This is a genomic window from Pseudomonas sp. V98_8, assembly GCF_029967975.1.
In the GTDB taxonomy this organism is placed as follows: Bacteria; Pseudomonadota; Gammaproteobacteria; order Pseudomonadales; family Pseudomonadaceae; genus Aquipseudomonas; species Aquipseudomonas umsongensis.
In genome coordinates, this window is sequence record NZ_JASCAE010000079.1 from 44,511 (window position 1) to 63,750 (window position 19,240).

The 19,240-nt window shown below is 59.9% G+C and carries 20 protein-coding genes; 16 read left to right on the forward strand and 4 right to left on the reverse strand.

Annotated features, from left to right (window positions below):
- Positions 1–26: 26 nt before the first annotated feature.
- Genes QLG10_RS23840 through QLG10_RS23850 form a run of 3 tightly spaced genes read right to left on the reverse strand, consistent with a single transcriptional unit; the run spans position 27 to position 1,064 of the window.
- Entirely contained in the window at positions 27–407 is a 381-nt protein-coding gene (locus QLG10_RS23840; RefSeq protein WP_020799955.1) for a Rho termination factor N-terminal domain-containing protein, read from the reverse strand.
- A gap of 27 nt (positions 408–434) precedes the next feature.
- On the reverse strand, positions 435–689 hold the full coding sequence (locus QLG10_RS23845; RefSeq protein ID WP_020799956.1) for a hypothetical protein: 255 nt from the start codon (positions 687–689) through the stop codon (positions 435–437).
- A 39-nt stretch (positions 690–728) separates the two neighbouring features.
- On the reverse strand, positions 729–1,064 hold the full coding sequence (locus QLG10_RS23850) for a hypothetical protein (RefSeq protein WP_248678416.1): 336 nt from the start codon (positions 1,062–1,064) through the stop codon (positions 729–731).
- Between the two features lie 224 nt (positions 1,065–1,288).
- Here QLG10_RS23850 and QLG10_RS23855 point away from each other — a divergent pair, with 224 nt between their 5' ends.
- The 6 genes from QLG10_RS23855 (at position 1,289) to QLG10_RS23880 (ending at position 7,044) form a co-directional block, all read left to right on the forward strand.
- Entirely contained in the window at positions 1,289–1,771 is a 483-nt protein-coding gene (locus QLG10_RS23855) for a GNAT family N-acetyltransferase (protein ID WP_008065853.1), read from the forward strand.
- Between the two features lie 191 nt (positions 1,772–1,962).
- A complete protein-coding gene (locus tag QLG10_RS23860; RefSeq protein ID WP_188263760.1) occupies positions 1,963–2,955 on the forward strand; it encodes a 2-dehydro-3-deoxygalactonokinase in 993 nt (330 codons plus the stop codon).
- A 19-nt stretch (positions 2,956–2,974) separates the two neighbouring features.
- On the forward strand, positions 2,975–3,595 hold the full coding sequence (locus QLG10_RS23865; protein WP_110749782.1) for a 2-dehydro-3-deoxy-6-phosphogalactonate aldolase: 621 nt from the start codon (positions 2,975–2,977) through the stop codon (positions 3,593–3,595).
- A 48-nt stretch (positions 3,596–3,643) separates the two neighbouring features.
- Positions 3,644–4,792: a galactonate dehydratase gene (gene dgoD, locus QLG10_RS23870; RefSeq protein WP_282488156.1), complete on the forward strand. Its 1,149-nt coding sequence runs from the start codon at positions 3,644–3,646 to the stop codon at positions 4,790–4,792.
- Positions 4,793–4,869: 77 nt separating this feature from the next.
- Positions 4,870–6,180 carry an MFS transporter gene (locus QLG10_RS23875; protein WP_110749779.1) on the forward strand — a complete coding sequence of 437 codons (1,311 nt, stop codon included), beginning with the start codon at positions 4,870–4,872 and terminating at the stop codon, positions 6,178–6,180.
- A gap of 60 nt (positions 6,181–6,240) precedes the next feature.
- Positions 6,241–7,044: an IclR family transcriptional regulator gene (locus QLG10_RS23880; protein WP_110749777.1), complete on the forward strand. Its 804-nt coding sequence runs from the start codon at positions 6,241–6,243 to the stop codon at positions 7,042–7,044.
- A 184-nt stretch (positions 7,045–7,228) separates the two neighbouring features.
- Here QLG10_RS23880 and QLG10_RS23885 read toward each other — a convergent pair whose 3' ends face one another.
- On the reverse strand, positions 7,229–8,893 hold the full coding sequence (locus QLG10_RS23885; RefSeq protein ID WP_248678418.1) for an electron transfer flavoprotein-ubiquinone oxidoreductase: 1,665 nt from the start codon (positions 8,891–8,893) through the stop codon (positions 7,229–7,231).
- A 547-nt stretch (positions 8,894–9,440) separates the two neighbouring features.
- On the opposite strand from QLG10_RS23885, the gene QLG10_RS23890 reads away from it, so the two are divergent.
- The 10 genes from QLG10_RS23890 to QLG10_RS23935 all read left to right on the forward strand — a co-directional run bounded on the left by QLG10_RS23890 (position 9,441) and on the right by QLG10_RS23935 (position 19,016).
- Positions 9,441–10,190: an electron transfer flavoprotein subunit beta/FixA family protein gene (locus QLG10_RS23890; RefSeq protein WP_110749773.1), complete on the forward strand. Its 750-nt coding sequence runs from the start codon at positions 9,441–9,443 to the stop codon at positions 10,188–10,190.
- The gene (locus QLG10_RS23895; RefSeq protein ID WP_020799967.1) at positions 10,191–11,120 is read left to right on the forward strand and encodes an FAD-binding protein; all 930 of its coding nucleotides are present in this window, start codon (positions 10,191–10,193) and stop codon (positions 11,118–11,120) included.
- A gap of 120 nt (positions 11,121–11,240) precedes the next feature.
- Positions 11,241–12,056, forward strand: coding sequence for a transporter substrate-binding domain-containing protein (locus QLG10_RS23900; protein ID WP_282488157.1), 816 nt, complete (start codon positions 11,241–11,243; stop codon positions 12,054–12,056).
- A gap of 9 nt (positions 12,057–12,065) precedes the next feature.
- Positions 12,066–12,422 carry a DUF4398 domain-containing protein gene (locus QLG10_RS23905; RefSeq protein ID WP_110749767.1) on the forward strand — a complete coding sequence of 119 codons (357 nt, stop codon included), beginning with the start codon at positions 12,066–12,068 and terminating at the stop codon, positions 12,420–12,422.
- Positions 12,419–13,231: an OmpA family protein gene (locus QLG10_RS23910; RefSeq protein WP_282488158.1), complete on the forward strand. Its 813-nt coding sequence runs from the start codon at positions 12,419–12,421 to the stop codon at positions 13,229–13,231. Before QLG10_RS23905 ends, QLG10_RS23910 begins: the two co-directional genes overlap by 4 nt.
- Positions 13,232–13,517: 286 nt before the next feature.
- Positions 13,518–14,957: a PLP-dependent aminotransferase family protein gene (locus QLG10_RS23915; RefSeq protein WP_020799971.1), complete on the forward strand. Its 1,440-nt coding sequence runs from the start codon at positions 13,518–13,520 to the stop codon at positions 14,955–14,957.
- Between the two features lie 90 nt (positions 14,958–15,047).
- Positions 15,048–15,503: a translation initiation factor 2 gene (locus QLG10_RS23920; RefSeq protein ID WP_110749763.1), complete on the forward strand. Its 456-nt coding sequence runs from the start codon at positions 15,048–15,050 to the stop codon at positions 15,501–15,503.
- A gap of 162 nt (positions 15,504–15,665) precedes the next feature.
- A complete protein-coding gene (locus QLG10_RS23925; protein ID WP_020799973.1) occupies positions 15,666–15,920 on the forward strand; it encodes a YkgJ family cysteine cluster protein in 255 nt (84 codons plus the stop codon).
- A gap of 41 nt (positions 15,921–15,961) precedes the next feature.
- On the forward strand, positions 15,962–16,567 hold the full coding sequence (locus QLG10_RS23930) for an START domain-containing protein (protein WP_110749761.1): 606 nt from the start codon (positions 15,962–15,964) through the stop codon (positions 16,565–16,567).
- Positions 16,568–16,916: 349 nt separating this feature from the next.
- Positions 16,917–19,016 (forward strand): LTA synthase family protein, encoded by a 2,100-nt coding sequence (locus QLG10_RS23935; RefSeq protein WP_110749802.1) that lies wholly within the window; start codon positions 16,917–16,919, stop codon positions 19,014–19,016.
- Positions 19,017–19,240: the final 224 nt, after the last annotated feature.

A 19,240-nucleotide genomic window follows, 5' to 3' on the forward strand; every position in this document is an offset into this window, starting at 1 on the left:
GAAGAGGCCCTGGCATTCAACATATATCAGCCAGCCTTGCGCAACGCCTCGATCAACTCCTGCTTGCGCATGCTGGACCGGCCCGGAATATTCTTCGCCCGGGCTTCTTTCATCAGGCTGTCGACGGTCTGCACCTCGCGCGAAGCCTTGCTGTTGCGCGAATGACCTTCACGGCTGAGCACTGCGCGTCGCGACGATTCCTCTCGATCCTGCGCCTTGGCGCGGGCCGGCTTCTTGCGCCCTGAACCACCGGCACGCTCACCACCGCCGGACTGTTTGTTCACGGTCGCCCAGGCACGCGCTTCGGCTTCGTCCTTGGACACGCCTTTGCGCTCGTAACTGTCTTCGATATGTTCAGCCTTGCGTTTCTGCTCGGCGGTGTATTTGTCTTTGCTTCCACGAGGCATGGGATTTCTCCTGGCTTCTTGGTGGGTTCAAACATCCAGCTTGCGTGCCGCTTCGACGCCGGCAGCGCTGAGTTTGATCGGCAGGTTCAGCGAGTGTTCGCCGGCTTCGTTGCATTGCACGTTGCCGTGCTGGATCAGTCCACGCTCCTGCAGTGCGGCGAGGGTACTGGCCACGACTTTCTCCCCCCGGTAATTGTCCAGCACCTCCTTGCCCAGACCGCTGGGGTGGGCGTGCAGGAGGCGGGTCAGGACTTCTTTTTCCAGGTTTTTATCGGCGTTCATGGTTACCTCTTCGTTGTGATGAGTCGGTAAAGTGGCGAGCTACTGGCTCGCGCCGCCTATTGAGCCCGGGCTTTCGGTGGTGGTAGAGCCTATGCCGGGGCTGGCGTTATCAGGTGTCTTGGTATCGGGCAGGTTCAAGCCGCCCTGGCGGCCCGCATCGTTACCCTGGATCCGCGGATCGGTGCCAGTCGACGGCGGCAAGTTACTGTCGACGCCCGTGCCGTTGATGTTGATCAGGGGGACGCTCTGGAGGGCGGGGGCTCTGGGCGTTTCGACCGGGTTGGTCGGGCCGGTGCCGGACGCGGTCGTGGCAGCGATGGCAAGCGGGGACATCAGGACAGCGAGGGCGAGGGCGGTCAACCTGGTCGAGAGCATGGCGCGGTGTCTCCATTGATTAAGAGTCCTTACCTGATGTTGGTCCGCCCCCGTTTTGAATTGGTGCCTGATCAGCGACGAACGGTCTAGACCCACAGCAGGATCGAGCCCCGCCGATGAATCACCTGCCACAGATGAATCACCTGCCACATGCCACAAGTCCCCTCGCCACAGGCCGAGCGGCGCCTTAGTATGGCGTTTTCAACTTCTGACAAGGCACGTCCATGACGATCGAAATCCGCCCGGCAACCCCCAGTGACGCGCCGCAAATCCTCGCGTTCATCACTGAACTGGCCGACTACGAACGTGCTCGCCATGAAGTCATCGCCAGTGTCGCCGACATCGAGCGCAGCCTGTTCAGTGAAGGCGCGACGGCCCATGGCCTGATCTGCCTGCGCGAGGGGGTGCCCATCGGTTTTGCGGTGTTCTTTTTCAGCTACTCCACCTGGCTGGGCAGCAACTGCCTGTACCTCGAAGACTTGTACATCACACCGGAACAGCGCGGTGGCGGTGCGGGTAAAACCTTGTTGCGGCACCTGGCGAAAATCGCCTGTGCCAACGACTGTGGGCGCTTCGAATGGAGCGTGCTGGAGTGGAACACCCCGGCTATCGACTTCTACAAATCCCTGGGCGCGCAGCCGCAGGAAGAGTGGGTGCGCTACCGCATGGACGGGGCCGTCTTGCGGGATTTTGCCGAGGGTAATTGATACCGTTTAAGAGATCGCAGCCTTCGGCAGCGCCATGAATCGCGTGTAAACCCGATCCTGGAGCTGCCGAAGGCTGCGATCTTTTTTTGTCTTGTCTCAATATATGGGATTGATATTTATATATTGAGATTTGGCGGCACCAAGGTTTATAGTCCGCCTCACTCACTGCCAAAAACAGAACAGGTGAAGCGATGCAGGCGCAATTAATCGCGCTCGATTGGGGGACAACCTCATTACGTGCCTACAAACTTGCCGCGGGCGGCCAGGTGCTCGAACAGCGCTCGCTGTCGTCGGGGATCATGCAGTTGCCCAAGGCTGCGCGAATGATCAACGGCCGCGAGTGCGTCGATGGTTTTGAACTGGCTTTTGACCAGGCCTGTGGCGATTGGCTCGACGAACAGCCTGACTTGCCGGTGATAGCCTGCGGCATGGTGGGCAGCGCCCAGGGCTGGCGCGAGGCGGCTTATCGCGACACGCCGGCGAACGTCGCCAATCTCGGTACCGCCCTGCAAACCGTGCGCAGTCTTCGCGGTGTCGATGTACACATCGTGCCGGGGGTGATCCAGCGTTCGCGCCTGCCGAACGTGATGCGCGGCGAAGAAACCCAAGTGCTCGGCGTACTGCAGAACATCGCAGGGGAGGCGGGCACCGATCTGCTGATCGGCCTGCCGGGCAGCCATTCGAAATGGGTGGAAGTGGCCGACGGCTGCATCGTGCATTTCGATACCTTCATGACCGGTGAAGTCTTCGCCGTGCTCAGCGAACACAGCATTCTGGGGCGTACCCAGCAACGCGGCGCGTCATTCGATGGCGATGCGTTCGATCGCGGCGTGCAGGTGGCGTTGTCGTCGGACGGCGAAATCGGCCCCTTGTCGACCTTGTTCAGCGCCCGCAGCCTCGGTCTGACCGGCGAGCTCAGCGCCACGGCGCAAGCCGATTACTTGTCCGGCCTGTTGATCGGCCATGAACTGTCGGCCCTGGCTTGCGTGCAACGTCGTCGACGCAACAGCGTGCAGCTGCCTTCGATCATCCTAATTGGCAATTCCCAACTGTGCAGCCGCTACAGCCGCGCGCTCGATGCCTGCGGTTATGCGCGGGTGACGTTGGCCGAGCAGGCCACCGAACGCGGGTTGTGGCAGCTGGCACTGGCTGCCGGCCTGATCTCGCCCACGCCACATCGTTAACCCTGACTGGAGTCCTGACATGCTCAAACACGCACTGGCGCAAAACGGGCTGATCGCGATCCTGCGTGGCCTGCGCCCGCAAGAGGCCGCTGCTATCGGCGAAGTCCTGTATGAAGCCGGATTTCGCGTCATCGAAGTGCCGCTCAATTCCCCGGAGCCGTACGAAAGCATCCGCATCCTGCGCAGTACGTTGCCCGCCGATTGCCTGATTGGCGCGGGTACGGTGCTGACGCCGCAGCAGGTTGAACAGGTAAAGGCAGCGGGTGGCCAGGTGATCGTCATGCCCCACAGCGATCCGAAGGTGTTGCGCGCGGCGAAAGCGGCTGGCCTTTATCTGTCGCCCGGTGTTGCCACCCCCACCGAGGCCTTCGCGGCACTGGCCGAGGGCGCTGATGTGCTGAAGTTGTTCCCGGCCGAGCAGATGGGCCCGGCGGTCGTCAAGGCCTGGCTCGCGGTGCTGCCGGCGGGAACGATCCTGGCGCCCGTCGGTGGCATTACCCCGGACAACATGCAGGTGTTTATCGACGCGGGCGTTAAGGGCTTCGGCCTCGGGTCCGGGTTGTTCAAGCCGGGCATGACGCCTGAGCAAGTAGCGGCCAATGCCAAGGCCTACGTGACTGCCTGGAAAGCCCTTCGCTAAGACTTTTTTGGCGCTGCGAGCGCTGGATCTAACAAGAGAGACCGACAGATGAAAATCACCAAACTGACCACCTTCATCGTTCCGCCGCGCTGGTGCTTCCTCAAGGTCGAGACCGATGAAGGCGTGACCGGCTGGGGCGAGCCCGTAGTCGAAGGCCGCGCTCACACTGTCGCGGCTGCCGTTGAGGAATTGTCCGACTACCTGATCGGCAAAGACCCACGCAATATCGAAGACATCTGGACCGTGCTGTACCGCGGTGGTTTTTACCGTGGTGGCGCCATTCACATGAGCGCCCTGGCCGGCATCGACCAGGCATTGTGGGACATCAAGGGCAAGGCGCTGGGCGTGTCGGTCAGTGATCTGCTGGGTGGACAGGTGCGGGACAAGATCCGCGTGTATTCGTGGATCGGCGGCGACCGCCCGGCAGACACTGCGCGCGCGGCGAAAGAAGCGGTCAGTCGGGGTTTTACCGCAGTGAAAATGAATGGCACCGAAGAGCTGCAGTTTCTCGATACCTTCGACAAAGTCGACCTGGCGCTGGCCAACGTGGCTGCCGTGCGTGATGCGGTCGGGCAGAACGTCGGCATCGGCGTCGACTTCCATGGCCGGGTGCACAAGCCCATGGCCAAGGTGCTGATGAAGGAACTGGACCCGTACAAGCTGATGTTCATCGAAGAACCGGTGCTCAGCGAAAACTACGAAGCGCTCAAGGAGCTGGTCCCGCTGACCAGCACGCCAATTGCCCTGGGTGAGCGGTTGTTCTCGCGCTGGGATTTCAAGCGCGTGCTCAGCGAGGGCTACGTCGACATCATCCAGCCGGATGCTTCACATGCGGGCGGCATCACCGAAACCCGCAAGATCGCCAACATGGCCGAAGCCTATGACGTGGCGTTGGCGCTGCATTGCCCGCTGGGTCCGATTGCCCTGGCGGCATGCCTGCAACTGGATGCTGTCTGCTACAACGCGTTCATCCAGGAACAGAGCCTGGGCATCCATTACAACGAGAGCAACGACCTGCTCGACTATGTGAAGGATCCACAGGTATTCGATTACGACAAAGGCTTCGTGAAAATCCCGAACGGGCCGGGCCTGGGCATCGAGATCAACGAGGAATATGTGATCGAACGCGCCGCTGTTGGCCACCGTTGGCGCAACCCGATCTGGCGCCATGCCGACGGCAGTTTTGCCGAGTGGTAATGCCTGCGCGGTGATTGTTCCCACGCAGAGCGTGGGAACGATCACGACCTCAATAAACATAAAAAGAGGCACTCCCCATGCAACCGCAAACCCTCACCGGGCAGGCGTCGTTGGCGGCACCCAGCCGCAAGCGTTTTTTCATCATGGTCCTGTTGTTCATCACCGTGGTGATCAACTACCTGGACCGCAGCAACCTGTCGATCGCTGCGCCAGCGCTGACCAGCGACCTGGGCATCGATCCAATACACGTCGGCCTGATCTTCTCGGCCTTCGGCTGGACCTACGCCGCCATGCAGATTCCCGGTGGCTGGCTGGTGGACCGGGTGCCGCCGCGCATTCTGTATACCGCTGCACTCCTGTTATGGTCGATTGCCACGGTCATGCTCGGCTTCGCGGGCAGCTTCATCGCCCTGTTCGTATTGCGCATGGCGGTCGGTGCCCTGGAAGCGCCGGCCTATCCGATCAACAGTCGCGTGGTTACCACCTGGTTCCCGGAGCGTGAGCGCGCCACGGCCATCGGCTTCTACACGTCCGGGCAGTTCGTCGGCCTGGCATTCCTGACACCGGTATTGGCCTGGCTGCAGCATGAATTCGGCTGGCACATGGTGTTCGTGGTCACCGGCGCAGTGGGCATTCTCTGGGCGGTGATCTGGTACGCGGTGTATCGCGAGCCCCGGGATTTCAAAGGCGCCAACGACGCCGAAATCGACTTGATCCGCGAAGGCGGCGGGCTGGTGGATATCCAGGCCGAACAAGCCAGGGTCAAAGCCAAATTCAGCTGGACCGACCTGGGGATCGTCCTCACCAAGCGCAAACTCTGGGGCATCTACCTCGGCCAGTTCTGCCTCAACTCGACGCTGTGGTTTTTCCTGACGTGGTTCCCGACCTACCTGGTGAAATACCGCGGCATGGACTTCATCAAGTCCGGATTGCTGGCATCGCTGCCGTTTCTCGCGGCGTTCGTCGGCGTGCTGTGCTCCGGTTTCTTCTCGGACTTTCTGATTCGTCGCGGCTACTCCGTGGGCTTCGCCCGCAAGTTGCCGATCATCAGTGGCCTGCTGATTTCCACTTCGATCATTGGCGCCAACTTCGTTGAGTCGACGCCGCTGGTAATTGCCTTCCTCGCGCTGGCGTTTTTCGGCAACGGCCTGGCTTCGATCACCTGGTCGCTGGTGTCGACCCTGGCTCCGGCGCGACTGCTTGGGCTGACCGGTGGGGTATTCAACTTCATCGGCAACCTGTCGGCCATCGCCACGCCGATCGTCATCGGCTTCCTTGCCAGCGGTGACTCCTTTGCCCCGGCCATTACCTATATCTCGGTCCTGGCGTTGATCGGTGCACTTTCCTACATCTTGCTGGTGGGCAAGGTCGAGCGTATCAAGTTGTAGTCGTGACCCGCGGGCGACCATAATGCCGCCCGTTCACTCGCTCAACGGTAAAGGCTGGATATGCAGGAAGACGCCCCAAAAATCGCCAAGGACGCCGCACCGACCGGCACCCAGACCCTGCTTCGCGGGCTGGGTGTGGTTCAGGCCGTGGCCAGTGGCGCCCGCGATCTCAAGGAAATCGCCCGGTTGATCGGCACCACGCGCAGCACCACCCATCGCCTGGCCAGTTGCCTGGTGGACGAGCGATATCTGCGGGTGGTGCCGCAGGTCGGTTACCTGTTGGGGCCCAAGTTGATCGAACTGGGGTTTCAGGCGCGTGAGGAATTGCCGCTGGTGACCCTGGCCGGGCCATATCTGGATGAGCTGTCAGCGTTGACCGGCGATACCATTCACCTGGCCATCCGCGAAGGCGACGAGGTGCTGTACCTGCACAAGAACCCGGGGCGCAACGGTCCGGAGATGCGCTCGCGGGTCGGCCATCGCATGCCCTTGGCGCGTACTGGAATCGGCAAGGCGTTGATGCTCGATGACTCGCCGCAAGAGTGGCAGCGCTTGTACGAAATCAGCCTGCCAGTGGGTGGGAAAAACCAGTTCTGGCCGCTGCACCCCGAGCAGTCGTGGGAACAGTTCCAGCAGCGCATGATCGAGTACGTGGCCGGCGGTTATGCCTTCGACCTGGAAGACAACGAACCGTCGATCCGCTGCGTGGCGGCACCGATCCGCGATGCCAGCAAACGCATCGTCGCCGGCATCAGCATCGCCAGTACCGTGCCGTACATGCCGCTGGAAAAAATGGCCGAGCTGATTCCTTTGATCAAAGGGGTTACGGCCCGACTCTCGGCGGAGCTGGGCGCCAAAATCTGACGATATGCGGTCATCCTTGTGGGAGCGAGCCTGCTCGCGAAAGCGATTTATCATTCGATATGGGTATCGACTGACACACTGCTTTCGCGAGCAGGCTCGCTCCCACATTGGTTTAATGGTGTTGCCTAAATTGCAGGCAACAAAAAGGCCCCCATTCGGGAGCCTTGATGTTCAGTGGTTCGGCTTACATGTTCGGGTAAGTCGGGCCGCCGGCACCTTCCGGTGTCACCCAGGTGATGTTCTGTGCAGGGTCCTTGATGTCGCAGGTCTTGCAGTGAACGCAGTTCTGGGCGTTGATCTGGAAGCGCTTCTCACCGTCTTCCCTGGTCACCACTTCATACACGCCGGCCGGGCAGTAGCGCTGGGCCGGTTCGTCGTACAGCGGCAGGTTCTTGCTGATCGGGATGCTCGCGTCGGCCAGTTTCAGGTGGCACGGCTGCTCTTCTTCATGGTTGGTCCCGGAAATGAACACCGAGCTCAATTTGTCGAAGCTGATCTTGCCGTCCGGTTTCGGGTAGTCGATCTTCTTGCAGTCGGCTGCCAGTTTCAGGCACGCGTAATCCGGCTTGGTGTCGTGCAGGGTGAACGGCAGTTTGCCGCCGAAGATGTTCTGGTCCAGCCAGTTGAAACCACCGCCGACGATGGCGCCGAACTTGTGGATCGCCGGGCCGAAGTTGCGGCTCGCGAACAGTTCTTCGTACAGCCAGCTCTTCTTGAAGCTTTCGACGTATTGGGTGAGTTCATCGCCACCTTCGGACTCGGCGAACAGGCGATCGGCCACGGCGTCAGCCGCCAGCATGCCGGACTTCATCGCGGTGTGGCTGCCCTTGATCTTGGCGAAGTTCAGGGTGCCGAGGTCGCAGCCGATCAGCGCGCCGCCCTTGAAGACCATCTTCGGCAGCGAGTTCAGGCCGCCCTTGCAGATGGCGCGGGCGCCGTAGCTGACGCGCTTGCCGCCTTCCAGGTACTGCTTGAGCACCGGGTGATGCTTGAGGCGCTGAAACTCGTCGAACGGCGACAGGTAGGTGTTGCTGTAGGACAGGTCGACGATCAGGCCCACGACCACCTGGTTGTTTTCCAGGTGGTAGAGGAACGAGCCACCGGTATTCTCGGTGCCCATGATGTCCATCGGCCAACCGGCGGTGTGCACCACCAGGCCTGGTTGGTGCTTGGCCGGATCGATTTCCCAGATCTCTTTCAGGCCGATGCCGTAGTGCTGGGCGTCGGCATCGCTGGCGAGGTTGAAGCGCTTGATCAGTTGCTTGCCGATGTGGCCGCGGCAACCTTCGGCGAACAGCGTGTACTTGCCGCGCAGTTCCATGCCCGGGGTGTACAGGCCTTCTTTTGGGTTGCCTTCGCGGTCAACGCCCAGATCGCCGGTGATGATCCCGCGGACCACGCCATTCTCGTCGAACAGTGCTTCCTGGGCGGCGAAGCCCGGGTAGATCTCCACGCCCAGGTTCTCGGCCTGCTGGGCCAGCCAGCGGCACAGGTTGCCCAGGGAAATGATGTAGTTGCCTTCGTTGTGCATGGTCTTGGGCACAAAGAAGTCTGGGATTTTTTGCGCGCTTTCGGCGTTTTTCAGCACGAAGATGTCATCGCGCGTTACCGGCGTGTTCAGCGGCGCGCCAAGTTCTTTCCAGTTCGGGAACAGTTCGTTCAGGGCGCGGGGTTCGAATACCGCACCGGACAAGATGTGAGCACCGACTTCGGAGCCTTTTTCGACCACGCAGACGCTGATTTCCTTACCGGCTTCGGCGGCCTTCTGCTTCAATCGGCAGGCAGCGGAAAGACCAGCGGGGCCGGCACCGACGATGACCACGTCGAATTCCATGTATTCGCGTTCCACAGGTTATCTCCTACTCAAGGCTCAACAGTTTTTTTTCTAATATGGAGGTTGGGTGTCGCATCCATGAATCCCTGCGCAGCGCCGGGAGAGGACAATCGATTAACCACCTTTCTCTTTGGTGGCGCATTATATCTACACCACTCTCAGCGTCCAATACAAACGTTTGTTTGAAATGGCTCCAAGCCAGAGAAATCAAAGTCACGCGGCTTACCAACGGCCATTTTGGCGTATTGACCGGAATAGGTGTTCCGGTCAAGATACGGGCGGTTTTGCGCTCGCCGTAGGCTGACTATTGGTTTCAAGAGCACCTCTAAAGACAGGGCGATGGCAGTAGAAGGTGATGCGCCGCGCGGGTTTGACGCGCAGTTTACACGTCGCGATATTGAATGACTCGTCAGTCACTGCTGACAAACGGTCATCAGCATCATGAACGATGGTCACTTGACACTTTTGCCGGCGTTTTTGGAGGTGCCCTTGCGCCCGATGAGCATTATCCGCCAGGTTCGCCTAGGCGACTTTCTTTTCACCGGAGAGTAACGAGGAATCCATGAAGGTTCTTGTAGCTGTCAAACGCGTTGTGGATTACAACGTGAAAGTTCGCGTCAAGGCGGACAATTCCGGCGTCGACCTTGCCAACGTCAAGATGTCGATGAACCCGTTCTGCGAGATCGCCGTGGAAGAAGCCGTACGCCTGAAAGAGAAAGGTGTTGCGACTGAAATCGTCGTCGTCTCCGTCGGCCCGTCCACCGCTCAGGAGCAACTGCGCACCGCGCTGGCCCTGGGTGCCGACCGCGCCATCCTCGTCGAGTCCGCCGAAGACCTGACTTCCCTGGCGGTTGCCAAACTGTTGAAAGCCGTTGTCGACAAGGAACAGCCTCAGCTGGTGATCCTTGGCAAACAAGCCATCGACAGCGACAACAACCAGACTGGCCAGATGCTGGCTGCATTGAGCGGCTACGGTCAGGGCACCTTCGCCTCCAAAGTCGAAATCAGCGGCGACAGCGTAGCCGTCACCCGTGAAATCGACGGCGGCGCGCAGACAGTTTCCCTGAAGCTGCCGGCCATCGTCACCACCGACCTGCGTTTGAACGAGCCGCGCTACGCGTCCCTGCCAAACATCATGAAAGCCAAGAAGAAGCCTCTCGAGACGCTGACTCCGGACGCTTTGGGCGTTTCCACCGCCTCCACCAACACAACCTTGAAAGTCGAAGCGCCTGCTGCACGCAGCGCGGGTATCAAGGTCAAGTCGGTGGCTGAACTGGTCGAGAAACTGAAAAACGAAGCGAAGGTAATCTAAATGACTATCTTGGTTATTGCTGAACACGACAACAAAGTAGTGGCCCCGGCCACACTGAACACCGTTGCTGCCGCTGCCAAGATTGGCGGCGACATCCACGTGCTGGTTGCCGGCCAGGGCGCTGGCGCCGTGGCTGAAGCCGCTGCGAAAATCGCTGGCGTGGCTAAAGTGCTGCTGGCCGACAACGCCGCTTACGCGCATCAGCTGCCGGAAAACGTTGCGCCTCTGGTTGCAGAGTTGGGCAAGGGCTACAGCCACATCCTGGCTGCCGCTACTTCCAACGGCAAAAACATCCTGCCGCGCGTTGCCGCAGCCCTGGACGTTGACCAGATCTCCGAGATCATCTCGGTCGAAAGCGCTGACACCTTCAAGCGTCCGATCTACGCCGGTAACGCTATCGCTACCGTTCAATCGAACGCTGCAGTGAAAGTGATCACCGTGCGTGCCACCGGTTTCGACCCGGTTGCCGCTGAAGGCGGTTCTGCAGCTGTTGAGGCCGTTGGCGCTGCCCACGACGCGGGCATCTCCAGCTTCGTTGGCGAAGAGCTGGCCAAGTCCGATCGTCCGGAACTGACCGCTGCCAAGATCGTCGTTTCCGGCGGTCGCGGCATGCAGAACGGCGACAACTTCAAGCACCTGTACGCCCTGGCCGACAAGCTGGGCGCAGCCGTGGGTGCTTCGCGTGCTGCGGTCGACGCAGGTTTCGTACCCAACGACATGCAGGTCGGTCAGACCGGCAAGATCGTTGCGCCACAGCTGTACATCGCCGTCGGTATTTCCGGCGCGATCCAGCACCTGGCCGGCATGAAAGACTCCAAGGTGATCGTTGCGATCAACAAGGACGAAGAAGCGCCGATCTTCCAGGTGGCCGATTACGGCCTGGTGGCGGACCTGTTCGAAGCCATCCCCGAGTTGGAGAAGCTGGTCTAATCCGGCTGCTTCACTTATAAAGAGCCCGACCCTTTGGTCGGGCTTTTTTTTGCCTCTGTACCTGTAGGAGCAGGCTCGCTCCTACAGGGATATAAACGGTCTCAACGGGAGTGTGCTGCTATGGATCTGCGTCTCGCGTGGAGTTTTCTGGGTCTGGCGCTATTGCCAGCACTGTCCATTGCCGCCGGCAAATGCGAACGTCTGGTGGTCACCGGTAGCCCGGATGCGCCACCGTACCTGTGGCAAGACCCGCAGGATCCAAAGCACTTGATTGGCGCCAGTGCCGATATGTTGCAACAGGTAGCGGGGCAGTTGGGCATCAAGGTCCAGTTGCTCTACGCCGGCAAACGCTCCCAGGCCCTGGACGAAGTGCGCAGCGGGCGCATGGACATGCTGGCGGACGCGCCGTTGACAGTTGGCGAGCTGGAATCCCTGGACTACATCCATCCGCCGTTGCTGGAAAACGATTATCTGGTGTGGACCCGCAAGGACTCGTCGCTGGTCTACAACGACGTCCAGGACTTGCACGGTCACCCCGGGGCGTTGTCGGAAAAGTCTCGATTGACCTCGCAATTCGCCACTTTCGCCGAGCAGCAATTGACCCTCACCCGTACGCCAAACCTGACCCAGGCCTTTCAGAAACTGCTCCTGGGGGAGGTGGAGTATGTCTTGGCAGGGCGCTACTCCGGCATGGCCATGGCGCAGACACTGGGCATGGCCAATGACCTGGTCGCCCGCGCGCAACCGGTCGACAAACCCGGACTGTTTCTGGCGCTTTCCCACAACTCCGCCTGCAACGATCCGTGGTTGCGCGGACAGTTGGCCAAAAAGATGACAGAATTGCCCGCGTCCGGACTGACGGAAGCCGTGCTGCAACGCAATATCGAGCTTTGGAACGCGCAGCAGAAGCAACCTGTCAGTACCCCAAAACAGTAGGGATTTTTAGTGAGTATTCGACCTCTTTTCGCTGCCCTGGCCATTCTGGCTCTGGCGGGTTGTGCAGCCGATCCGGCGCCGAATGAACAAATGCGCCTGACCGCACAGGCCGTCGAGCAAGCCCGTGCCGTGGGTGCCACTGCCGACGAAGTGCCGGAGATGAAACTGGCCGAAGACAAATACAACCGGGCCAAGGGCAGCATGGCAGACCAGTCTTTCAGGAATGCGCGGATGCGCGCCGAGCAGGCCGAGCTGGACGCGCGCCTGGCCGAAGCCCGGGTCCTGACCCTCAAGAGTGAAGAACAGCTGAACGTGCTCAATACCCGCATCGCCCGCCTGCAAAAGCAGTTGGGAGCAGCCCAATGAGCCTCAAGTGCAACATTCTCGGCGCTTTGATCCTGGCAGGAACCGTCAGCCTTGTCGGCTGCGCCGGCCAGCAAGGCGAAGCGGCGCTGCAACAGGCGGGCGCCGACTTCCAGAAGGTCAAGGAAGACTCCAACGTGCTGCGCATCGCCCCCAAGGACGTGATTCGCGCCGGTGAGTCCCTGGCCCGCGCCGACCGTTTGTCCACCTATTGGGGCAGCGGCTCGGATGTGGTGCATTACGCTTACCTGAGCCAGCGCTACAGTGAGATCGCCCGGGAGCACACCAATCAGGTGCTCAACGAAGAGCGCGCGGCCAAGCTCGAGCTGGAACGTCAGCGCCTGCAACTGGCCTTGCGCGAATCCAAGTTGCTCAGCGTGCAGCAGCAGGGCAAATGGCTGGAAGAGCAGATCCTGGCCCTGGCCACCACCCAGACCGACCGTGGCCTGGTGATGACCCTGGGTGATGTGCTGTTCGACACCGGCGAAGCAGAGCTGAAAAACTCGGCCAACCGCGTGGTGCTGAAGATCGTGCAGTTCCTGCAGCTCAACCCCAAGCGCGTGGTGCGCATCGAGGGTTACGCCGACAGTACCGGCGGCAAGCAGGAAAACCTCAAGCTGTCCCGCGACCGGGCACAATCGGTCGCGGATGTGCTGATGGACCTGGGTATCGACGACAAGCGCATCCTGGTGGAAGGGTATGGCGACGAGTATCCGGTTGACGCGAACGCATCCGAACGGGGCCGGGCGCAGAACCGTCGGGTGGAAATTGTGTTTTCCGACGAAAAAGGCCAGCTCGGCGCTGCCCGCTAATGAAATCACGCACTCCGTAGAGCCGGCTTGCTGGCGATGCCATCACTGCGATTGATCTGAAACACCGCGGTTTTGCCATCGCCAGCAAACCGCTTCCTGCAAAGCCCGGCCTGGCAGACAGCGCCGGGTTTTTTTTCGCCTGCCGATTAGCGCACAAAACAGTACAGTTTTTGCTGACACTGCACTGTACTGTCGACTATTGTGGCAACTGTCCCAGTACACTTCTAAACTGTTCCGGTATTGTTTCACACAAGAATAAAATGCCCGTGAAATCGAGTGCTGCGTCATGACCAACCTGTTGCTCTATCAACGTATTGCTCAGCAACTGGCTGAAGACATCCGCCGAGGTGTCTATCAACCGGGAGAGCGCGTGCCTTCGGTGCGCAAGATGAGTTCGCAGCTCAATGTCAGCCACGCCACGGTGTTGCAGGCCTATGCCAACCTTGAAGACCAGGGGCTGATTCGCGCCCGGCCGCAGTCCGGCTACTACGTGCACCAGACCCCGGCGCTGACTGCCCCGACACCGGACATCGCCCGCGTCGAACGTCCAGGCCTGGTCACCCGCAGCAGCATCATTCAGCAAGTGTTGGTCGAATCGCGCCGCGAAGGCGTTTTCCCGTTGGGTGCCGCGGTGCCCAGCGTCGACTATTTGCCGGTGCGTGCCCTGCATCAGCAACTGGCCAAAGTCACCCGGTTCCATAGCCCGCGGGCTTTCAGCTACATGTTCAGCCCCGGTTTCGAGCCCTTGCGTCGACAGGTGGCGATCCGCATGCGCGATGCCGGCGTGGTGGTCGATCCTTCGGAGGTGGTGATCACCCACGGCTGCGTCGACGCCTTGCAGATGTCCCTGCGGGTGCTGACCCGGCCCGGTGACCTGATCGCGGCCGAGTCGCCGACTTACTACGGTCTGCTGCAATTGGCCGATCTGCTGGGCCTCAAGGTCATCGAAATCCCCAGCGACCCGTCCACCGGCATGAGCCTTGAAGCGCTGCAATTGGCGGCCAACCAATGGTCGATCAAGGCGCTGGTGCTGACCACGCGCTTGAGCAATCCGTTGGGCGGCACCATGCCTGAAGAGCGGCAGAAGCAGCTGCTGCGCCTGGCGTCGGACTTTGACATCCAGATAGTCGAAGACGATATCTACGGCGAGCTGATGTTTGAGCAAGGTCGCACCAAATCGCTCAAGGCCTATGATCGGCTGGATCGGGTGATTTATTGCTCGAGCTTCTCCAAGACCCTGTCGCCGGGGGTGCGGATCGGCTGGATGATTGCCGGCAAGTACCAGCAGGAGATCCAGCGCTTGCAGACCTTCAGTACCCATTCGGCCTGCAGCGTCACACAGATGGGCATTGCCGCCTATCTGGAAAATGGTGGTTACGACCGCCATTTGCGTTACATCCGCCAGGAGTACCGCAAGAACCTCAGCGCTTTCCAACTGGCGGTGCAGCAGTATTTCCCCGAAGGCACGCAGATGACCCGGCCAACCGGCGGTTTCATTTTGTGGGTGAGCCTGCCGGGACGGGTCAATACCCAGGAACTGCATGTGCGCGCGTTGCAGCAGGGCATCAGTATCGCGCCGGGGCTGATTTTCAGTAACACCGAGCAGTTCAATCACTGCATCCGGCTCAATTGCGGCATCCCGTGGAACCGCGAAGCCGAACGTGCGTTGATGACCCTGGGCATGCTTGCCACCCAGCTCTGCCAGGAGATGGCCGGGGGCTTTTGACCAGGCGGTCTCCGTCCGTGCTTGTCACGGGGCGCGCAACAGGGGAGCATAGGCACCTCTGTCGTTTTCGCCGTTTGCATCGTTGGGTACATGAAGCCGATTTTTCCTGCCGTCTGGCTGTTGATCTGCCTGTTAGTGAGTGTTCAGCCGGCGTCCGTCAAGGCCGAGTCCGCGCAGGCAAAGCCCGCCGCAAGCGATGCCAAGGCAACCCCCAGAAAAACCGCACCGGTTAAAAAGCCAACCGCGGTAAAAAAGCGCCCACCGAATGCCGCCAGGTCAAAACCGGCCAGTGCGGTGGTGAAAACCCCGGTACCTTCAGCCAACCTCGATTTGAGCCTGCCCAAGGACATGGTTGAGGAGCTGAAACCGGTCGGTACCGTTCCATTGCCCAAGCGTGAACCGGTACTGCCGCAAATGTTCGGCGACAAAAGCAGTCAGTTCCAGCTCAATGGCAGGCTGATCAACAACGAAATGCAGTTGCAAATGCGTAACGAAGAGCGCCGTGAAGTCGAAGGCGCCGCCCTGGAATTCGAGTTCAAGCGGTAAATCCCGCCTTTGGCTGACCTGCCAGCAGCAGTTGGTCGGAGACTGGCCGGTCACGCCCGTTTGCAGATAAATACCCAGGCAAGGGTAATTTAAAACAACTGTTTTAGCAGTTACTCTGTGCCCGTCCTTTAACACATTGCTCGTCGCGAGGAGCTTTTCGTCATGAAATGCCGTGAGGGCTGTGGCGCCTGCTGCATTGCCCCTTCCATCAGTTCACCGATTCCCGGTATGCCCCATGGCAAAGCCGCCGGGGAACGTTGCCTGCAACTGTCTGCCGAAAACCTGTGCAAGATTTTCGGTAAGCCCGAGCGCCCGGCGGTGTGTTCGGCGTTCGAGGCTGACGTCGAGGTATGTGGCAACAGCAGCGAAGAGGCTATCCGGTTGATTGGCTGGTGGGAGCAGATGACTGCCGCGTGATGTGTTTACAGAACGGAACTTCAACAATAAGGAATAAGATTATGGGTTCGCTGCATCGTATCGCTGTGTTGTGTGGTTTGACGGCTGTTCTGGCCACTTCAGTTGCCCAGGCCGAAGACTGGAAAGTCGCCAGGAACGAAGACGGCATCAAGATCTCCCTCAGTGAAGTGGCCGGTTCCGACTACAAGGCCTATCAGGGCGTCACCCTGATGAAGACCACCGTGGCCAAGTTGCGCGCCCTGCAGGAAGACGTGGTCGGTGCCTGCGCCTGGATTCACGAGTGCAAGACCCAGAAGTTGCTCAAGCAGGAAGGCGATCAGAACTGGACCTACACCCAGTTCAATACGCCATGGCCGGTCACGCCGCGAGATTCGGTGCTGCATATCACCACGATCGCAGGCGCCGACGGCAGCCTGACGCGCAAGCTCGAGGGCGTGCCCAAATACCTTCCTGAAGAAAAGGGCTTTGTCCGGGTCGCCAAGGTCGATGGCTTCTGGAAGTTCGTACCCAAGGGCGATCAGGTTGAAGTGACCTATCAGGTGCATACCGAGCCCGGTGGTAGCGTGCCATCGATGGTGGCAAACAAGTTTGTGGTGGATGCGCCATTCAATACCTTGAAGAACCTGAAGGCTCTGGCCGAGAAATAAAAACAGGTGCCACCTGTTCCTTGTAGGAGCGAGCATGCTCGCGAAAAACGCCATGACAATCCGGGCATGCAGACAACCTGCGTAATCGTTGACGTCCATCGCGAGCGTGCTCGCTCCTACAGAAGCCTTTATTGTGTTACCTAATATTCGCTGCACAAAATTTTCACAAAGCCTCCAAGACAATTCCCCACCCGCGCGGCCATCGATGAACAGTAATCAATGGCAATGCCGCGATTGATCGTGCAACATTTGCGCACCGCGCGAACCCCGGGGCCGAGTACTGGCCAACAGAGGGCAGGGCGCAGCTGTATTTTTGAAACTTCAACTTCCAATGGGTCCTAAAAACGACATGGCTATTCCGGACGCCCTGAGTCAGAAGCGAGCATCGAGTCGCTTGCTGCAACCGACCGTCAAATCGCATCTGGCCTACACACTGTTGTGCGCCCTGGTCATGATGGTGATGTTTTCCGTGCTGCGCCTCGCGCTGCTCGTCTACAACCGCGAAATGATCCTCGACACACCGGCCGCGACCTTTTTCGAAGCATTCGCCAATGGCTTGCGTTTCGACCTGCGCCTGGTGGTCTACCTCAGCGTTCCGTTGGTGCTGGCGCTGTTCAGTGCCCGGGCCATGGCCGCGCGGGGGCTTTTCCGTCTCTGGCTGACGGTGACCGCCAGCATCGCGCTGTTCCTGGGCCTGATGGAGATGGACTTCTACCGTGAATTCCACCAGCGCCTCAACGGGTTGGTCTTCCAGTATGTGAAGGAAGACCCGAAAACCGTGATGAGCATGCTCTGGTACGGTTTTCCGGTGGTCCGCTACCTGCTGGCCTGGGCCCTGGGTACCTGGATCCTGAGCCTCGCGTTCAAGGGCGCAGACCGTGCCACGCGTCCTCGTGGACCTTTCAGCGGCGGTAGCATCGGTACTCGGCAGGTTGCCCCCTGGTACGCGCGCGCCATGGTGTTCGTGGTGTGCCTGTTGATCTGCGTGGTCGCGGCCCGCGGTACCTTACGTCAGGGCCCGCCAATGCGTTGGGGTGATGTCTACACCACCGATTCCAACTTCGCCAACCAACTGGGCCTCAACGGTACACTGTCCCTGGTGGCTGCCGCGAAGAGCCGGATGTCCGAAGATCGCGACAACATCTGGAAAGCCACGTTGCCACAACCGATGGCGCAGCAGACTGTACGCGACCTGTTGGTCATGAAGGACGACAAACTGGTGGATGGCGACACCGCAGCCGTGCGTCGCGACTACACGCCACCCGCTGACAAGACCCTGCCGATCAAGAACGTCGTCGTGATCCTGATGGAAAGCATGGCCGGTCACTCGGTGGGTGCACTGGGCGCACCGGGCAACATCACGCCGTACCTCGACAAGCTGTCGAAGGAAGGCCTGCTGTTCGATCGTTTCTTCTCCAACGGTACCCACACTCACCAGGGCATGTTCGCCACCATGGCTTGCTTCCCGAACCTGCCGGGTTTCGAGTACTTGATGCAGACCCCGGAAGGCAGCCACAAACTGTCTGGCCTGCCGCAGTTGCTCAGCGCCCGTCACTACGACGATGTGTATGTCTACAACGGCGATTTCGCCTGGGACAACCAGTCGGGTTTCTTCAGCAACCAGGGCATGACCAATTTCATCGGGCGTAACGACTTCGTTAACCCGGTGTTCTCCGATCCGACCTGGGGTGTGTCCGACCAGGATATGTTCGACCGTGGCCTGGTGGAGCTCAAGGCTCGCGATGGCAAGGACAAGAAACCTTTCTATGCCTTGCTGCAAACCTTGTCCAACCATACGCCCTATGCGTTGCCGACCCCATTGCCGGTCGAACGCGTCACCGATCGTGGCAGTTTGAACGAGCATTTGACCGCCATGCGCTATTCGGATTGGGCACTGGGTCAGTTCTTCGAGAAGGCGCGCAAAGAGCCTTACTTCAAGGAGACCCTGTTCGTCATCGTTGGCGACCACGGCTTCGGTAACGAACGTCAGATCACCGAAATGGACCTGGGCCGTTTCAACGTGCCGATGTTGATGATCGCACCGGGCATCCAGGAAAAATTTGGCACGCTCGACCACACCGTGGGCACTCAAGTCGACATCGTGCCGACCATCATGGGCCGCATCGGTGGCGAAGTGCGTCATCAGTGCTGGGGTCGTGACTTGCTCAACCTGCCAGAAGGCGACACCGGTTTCGGTGTGATCAAACCGTCGGGCAGCGAGCAGACCACCGCGATCATCACCGCGGACCAGATCCTGGTATTGCCGAAGGACAAGGACATGGCGCCGAAGATGTACCAGTACGAACTGGGCGCTACGCCTCGGGCGGAAGTGATTCCGGATGCTCCGCGCACCGCCGAGATGAAGCTCAAGCTCGAAGCGTTCCTGCAAACGGCGACCAAGAGCCTGATCGACAACACCGCTGGTGTGGTCGACGGCACACCTGATTGAGTATTCAGTCAGGCTTTGCTGCCTGACCTTGGGCTACAAAAAAATCCGATGCCTGCACAGGCATCGGATTTTTTTATGCTCGCCGTAAGGCGCTGTGCCGAATTCAAGGGTAAAACCTGTCAACTTTGACAGTAGACACCCTGGGGGTTTGGGGATTTTATACAGGTGCTTCCAGTGCCTGACCCAACGTCTGCAACAGCGGCGTTGAAAGCGGGCAGTGTTGC

Coding starts and splice junctions, on each gene's coding strand:
- QLG10_RS23845 (WP_020799956.1), bottom strand. CDS start 689: ATGAACGCCGATAAAAACCTGGAAAAAGAAGTCCTGACCCGCCTCCTG.
- QLG10_RS23895 (WP_020799967.1), top strand. CDS start 10,191: ATGACTATCTTGGTTATTGCTGAACACGACAACAAAGTAGTGGCCCCG.
- QLG10_RS23865 (WP_110749782.1), top strand. CDS start 2,975: ATGCTCAAACACGCACTGGCGCAAAACGGGCTGATCGCGATCCTGCGT.
- QLG10_RS23935 (WP_110749802.1), top strand. CDS start 16,917: ATGGCTATTCCGGACGCCCTGAGTCAGAAGCGAGCATCGAGTCGCTTG.
- QLG10_RS23880 (WP_110749777.1), top strand. CDS start 6,241: ATGCAGGAAGACGCCCCAAAAATCGCCAAGGACGCCGCACCGACCGGC.
- dgoD (WP_282488156.1), top strand. CDS start 3,644: ATGAAAATCACCAAACTGACCACCTTCATCGTTCCGCCGCGCTGGTGC.
- QLG10_RS23875 (WP_110749779.1), top strand. CDS start 4,870: ATGCAACCGCAAACCCTCACCGGGCAGGCGTCGTTGGCGGCACCCAGC.
- QLG10_RS23930 (WP_110749761.1), top strand. CDS start 15,962: ATGGGTTCGCTGCATCGTATCGCTGTGTTGTGTGGTTTGACGGCTGTT.
- QLG10_RS23855 (WP_008065853.1), top strand. CDS start 1,289: ATGACGATCGAAATCCGCCCGGCAACCCCCAGTGACGCGCCGCAAATC.
- QLG10_RS23915 (WP_020799971.1), top strand. CDS start 13,518: ATGACCAACCTGTTGCTCTATCAACGTATTGCTCAGCAACTGGCTGAA.
- QLG10_RS23900 (WP_282488157.1), top strand. CDS start 11,241: ATGGATCTGCGTCTCGCGTGGAGTTTTCTGGGTCTGGCGCTATTGCCA.
- QLG10_RS23860 (WP_188263760.1), top strand. CDS start 1,963: ATGCAGGCGCAATTAATCGCGCTCGATTGGGGGACAACCTCATTACGT.
- QLG10_RS23920 (WP_110749763.1), top strand. CDS start 15,048: ATGAAGCCGATTTTTCCTGCCGTCTGGCTGTTGATCTGCCTGTTAGTG.
- QLG10_RS23840 (WP_020799955.1), bottom strand. CDS start 407: ATGCCTCGTGGAAGCAAAGACAAATACACCGCCGAGCAGAAACGCAAG.
- QLG10_RS23890 (WP_110749773.1), top strand. CDS start 9,441: ATGAAGGTTCTTGTAGCTGTCAAACGCGTTGTGGATTACAACGTGAAA.
- QLG10_RS23910 (WP_282488158.1), top strand. CDS start 12,419: ATGAGCCTCAAGTGCAACATTCTCGGCGCTTTGATCCTGGCAGGAACC.
- QLG10_RS23850 (WP_248678416.1), bottom strand. CDS start 1,064: ATGCTCTCGACCAGGTTGACCGCCCTCGCCCTCGCTGTCCTGATGTCC.
- QLG10_RS23925 (WP_020799973.1), top strand. CDS start 15,666: ATGAAATGCCGTGAGGGCTGTGGCGCCTGCTGCATTGCCCCTTCCATC.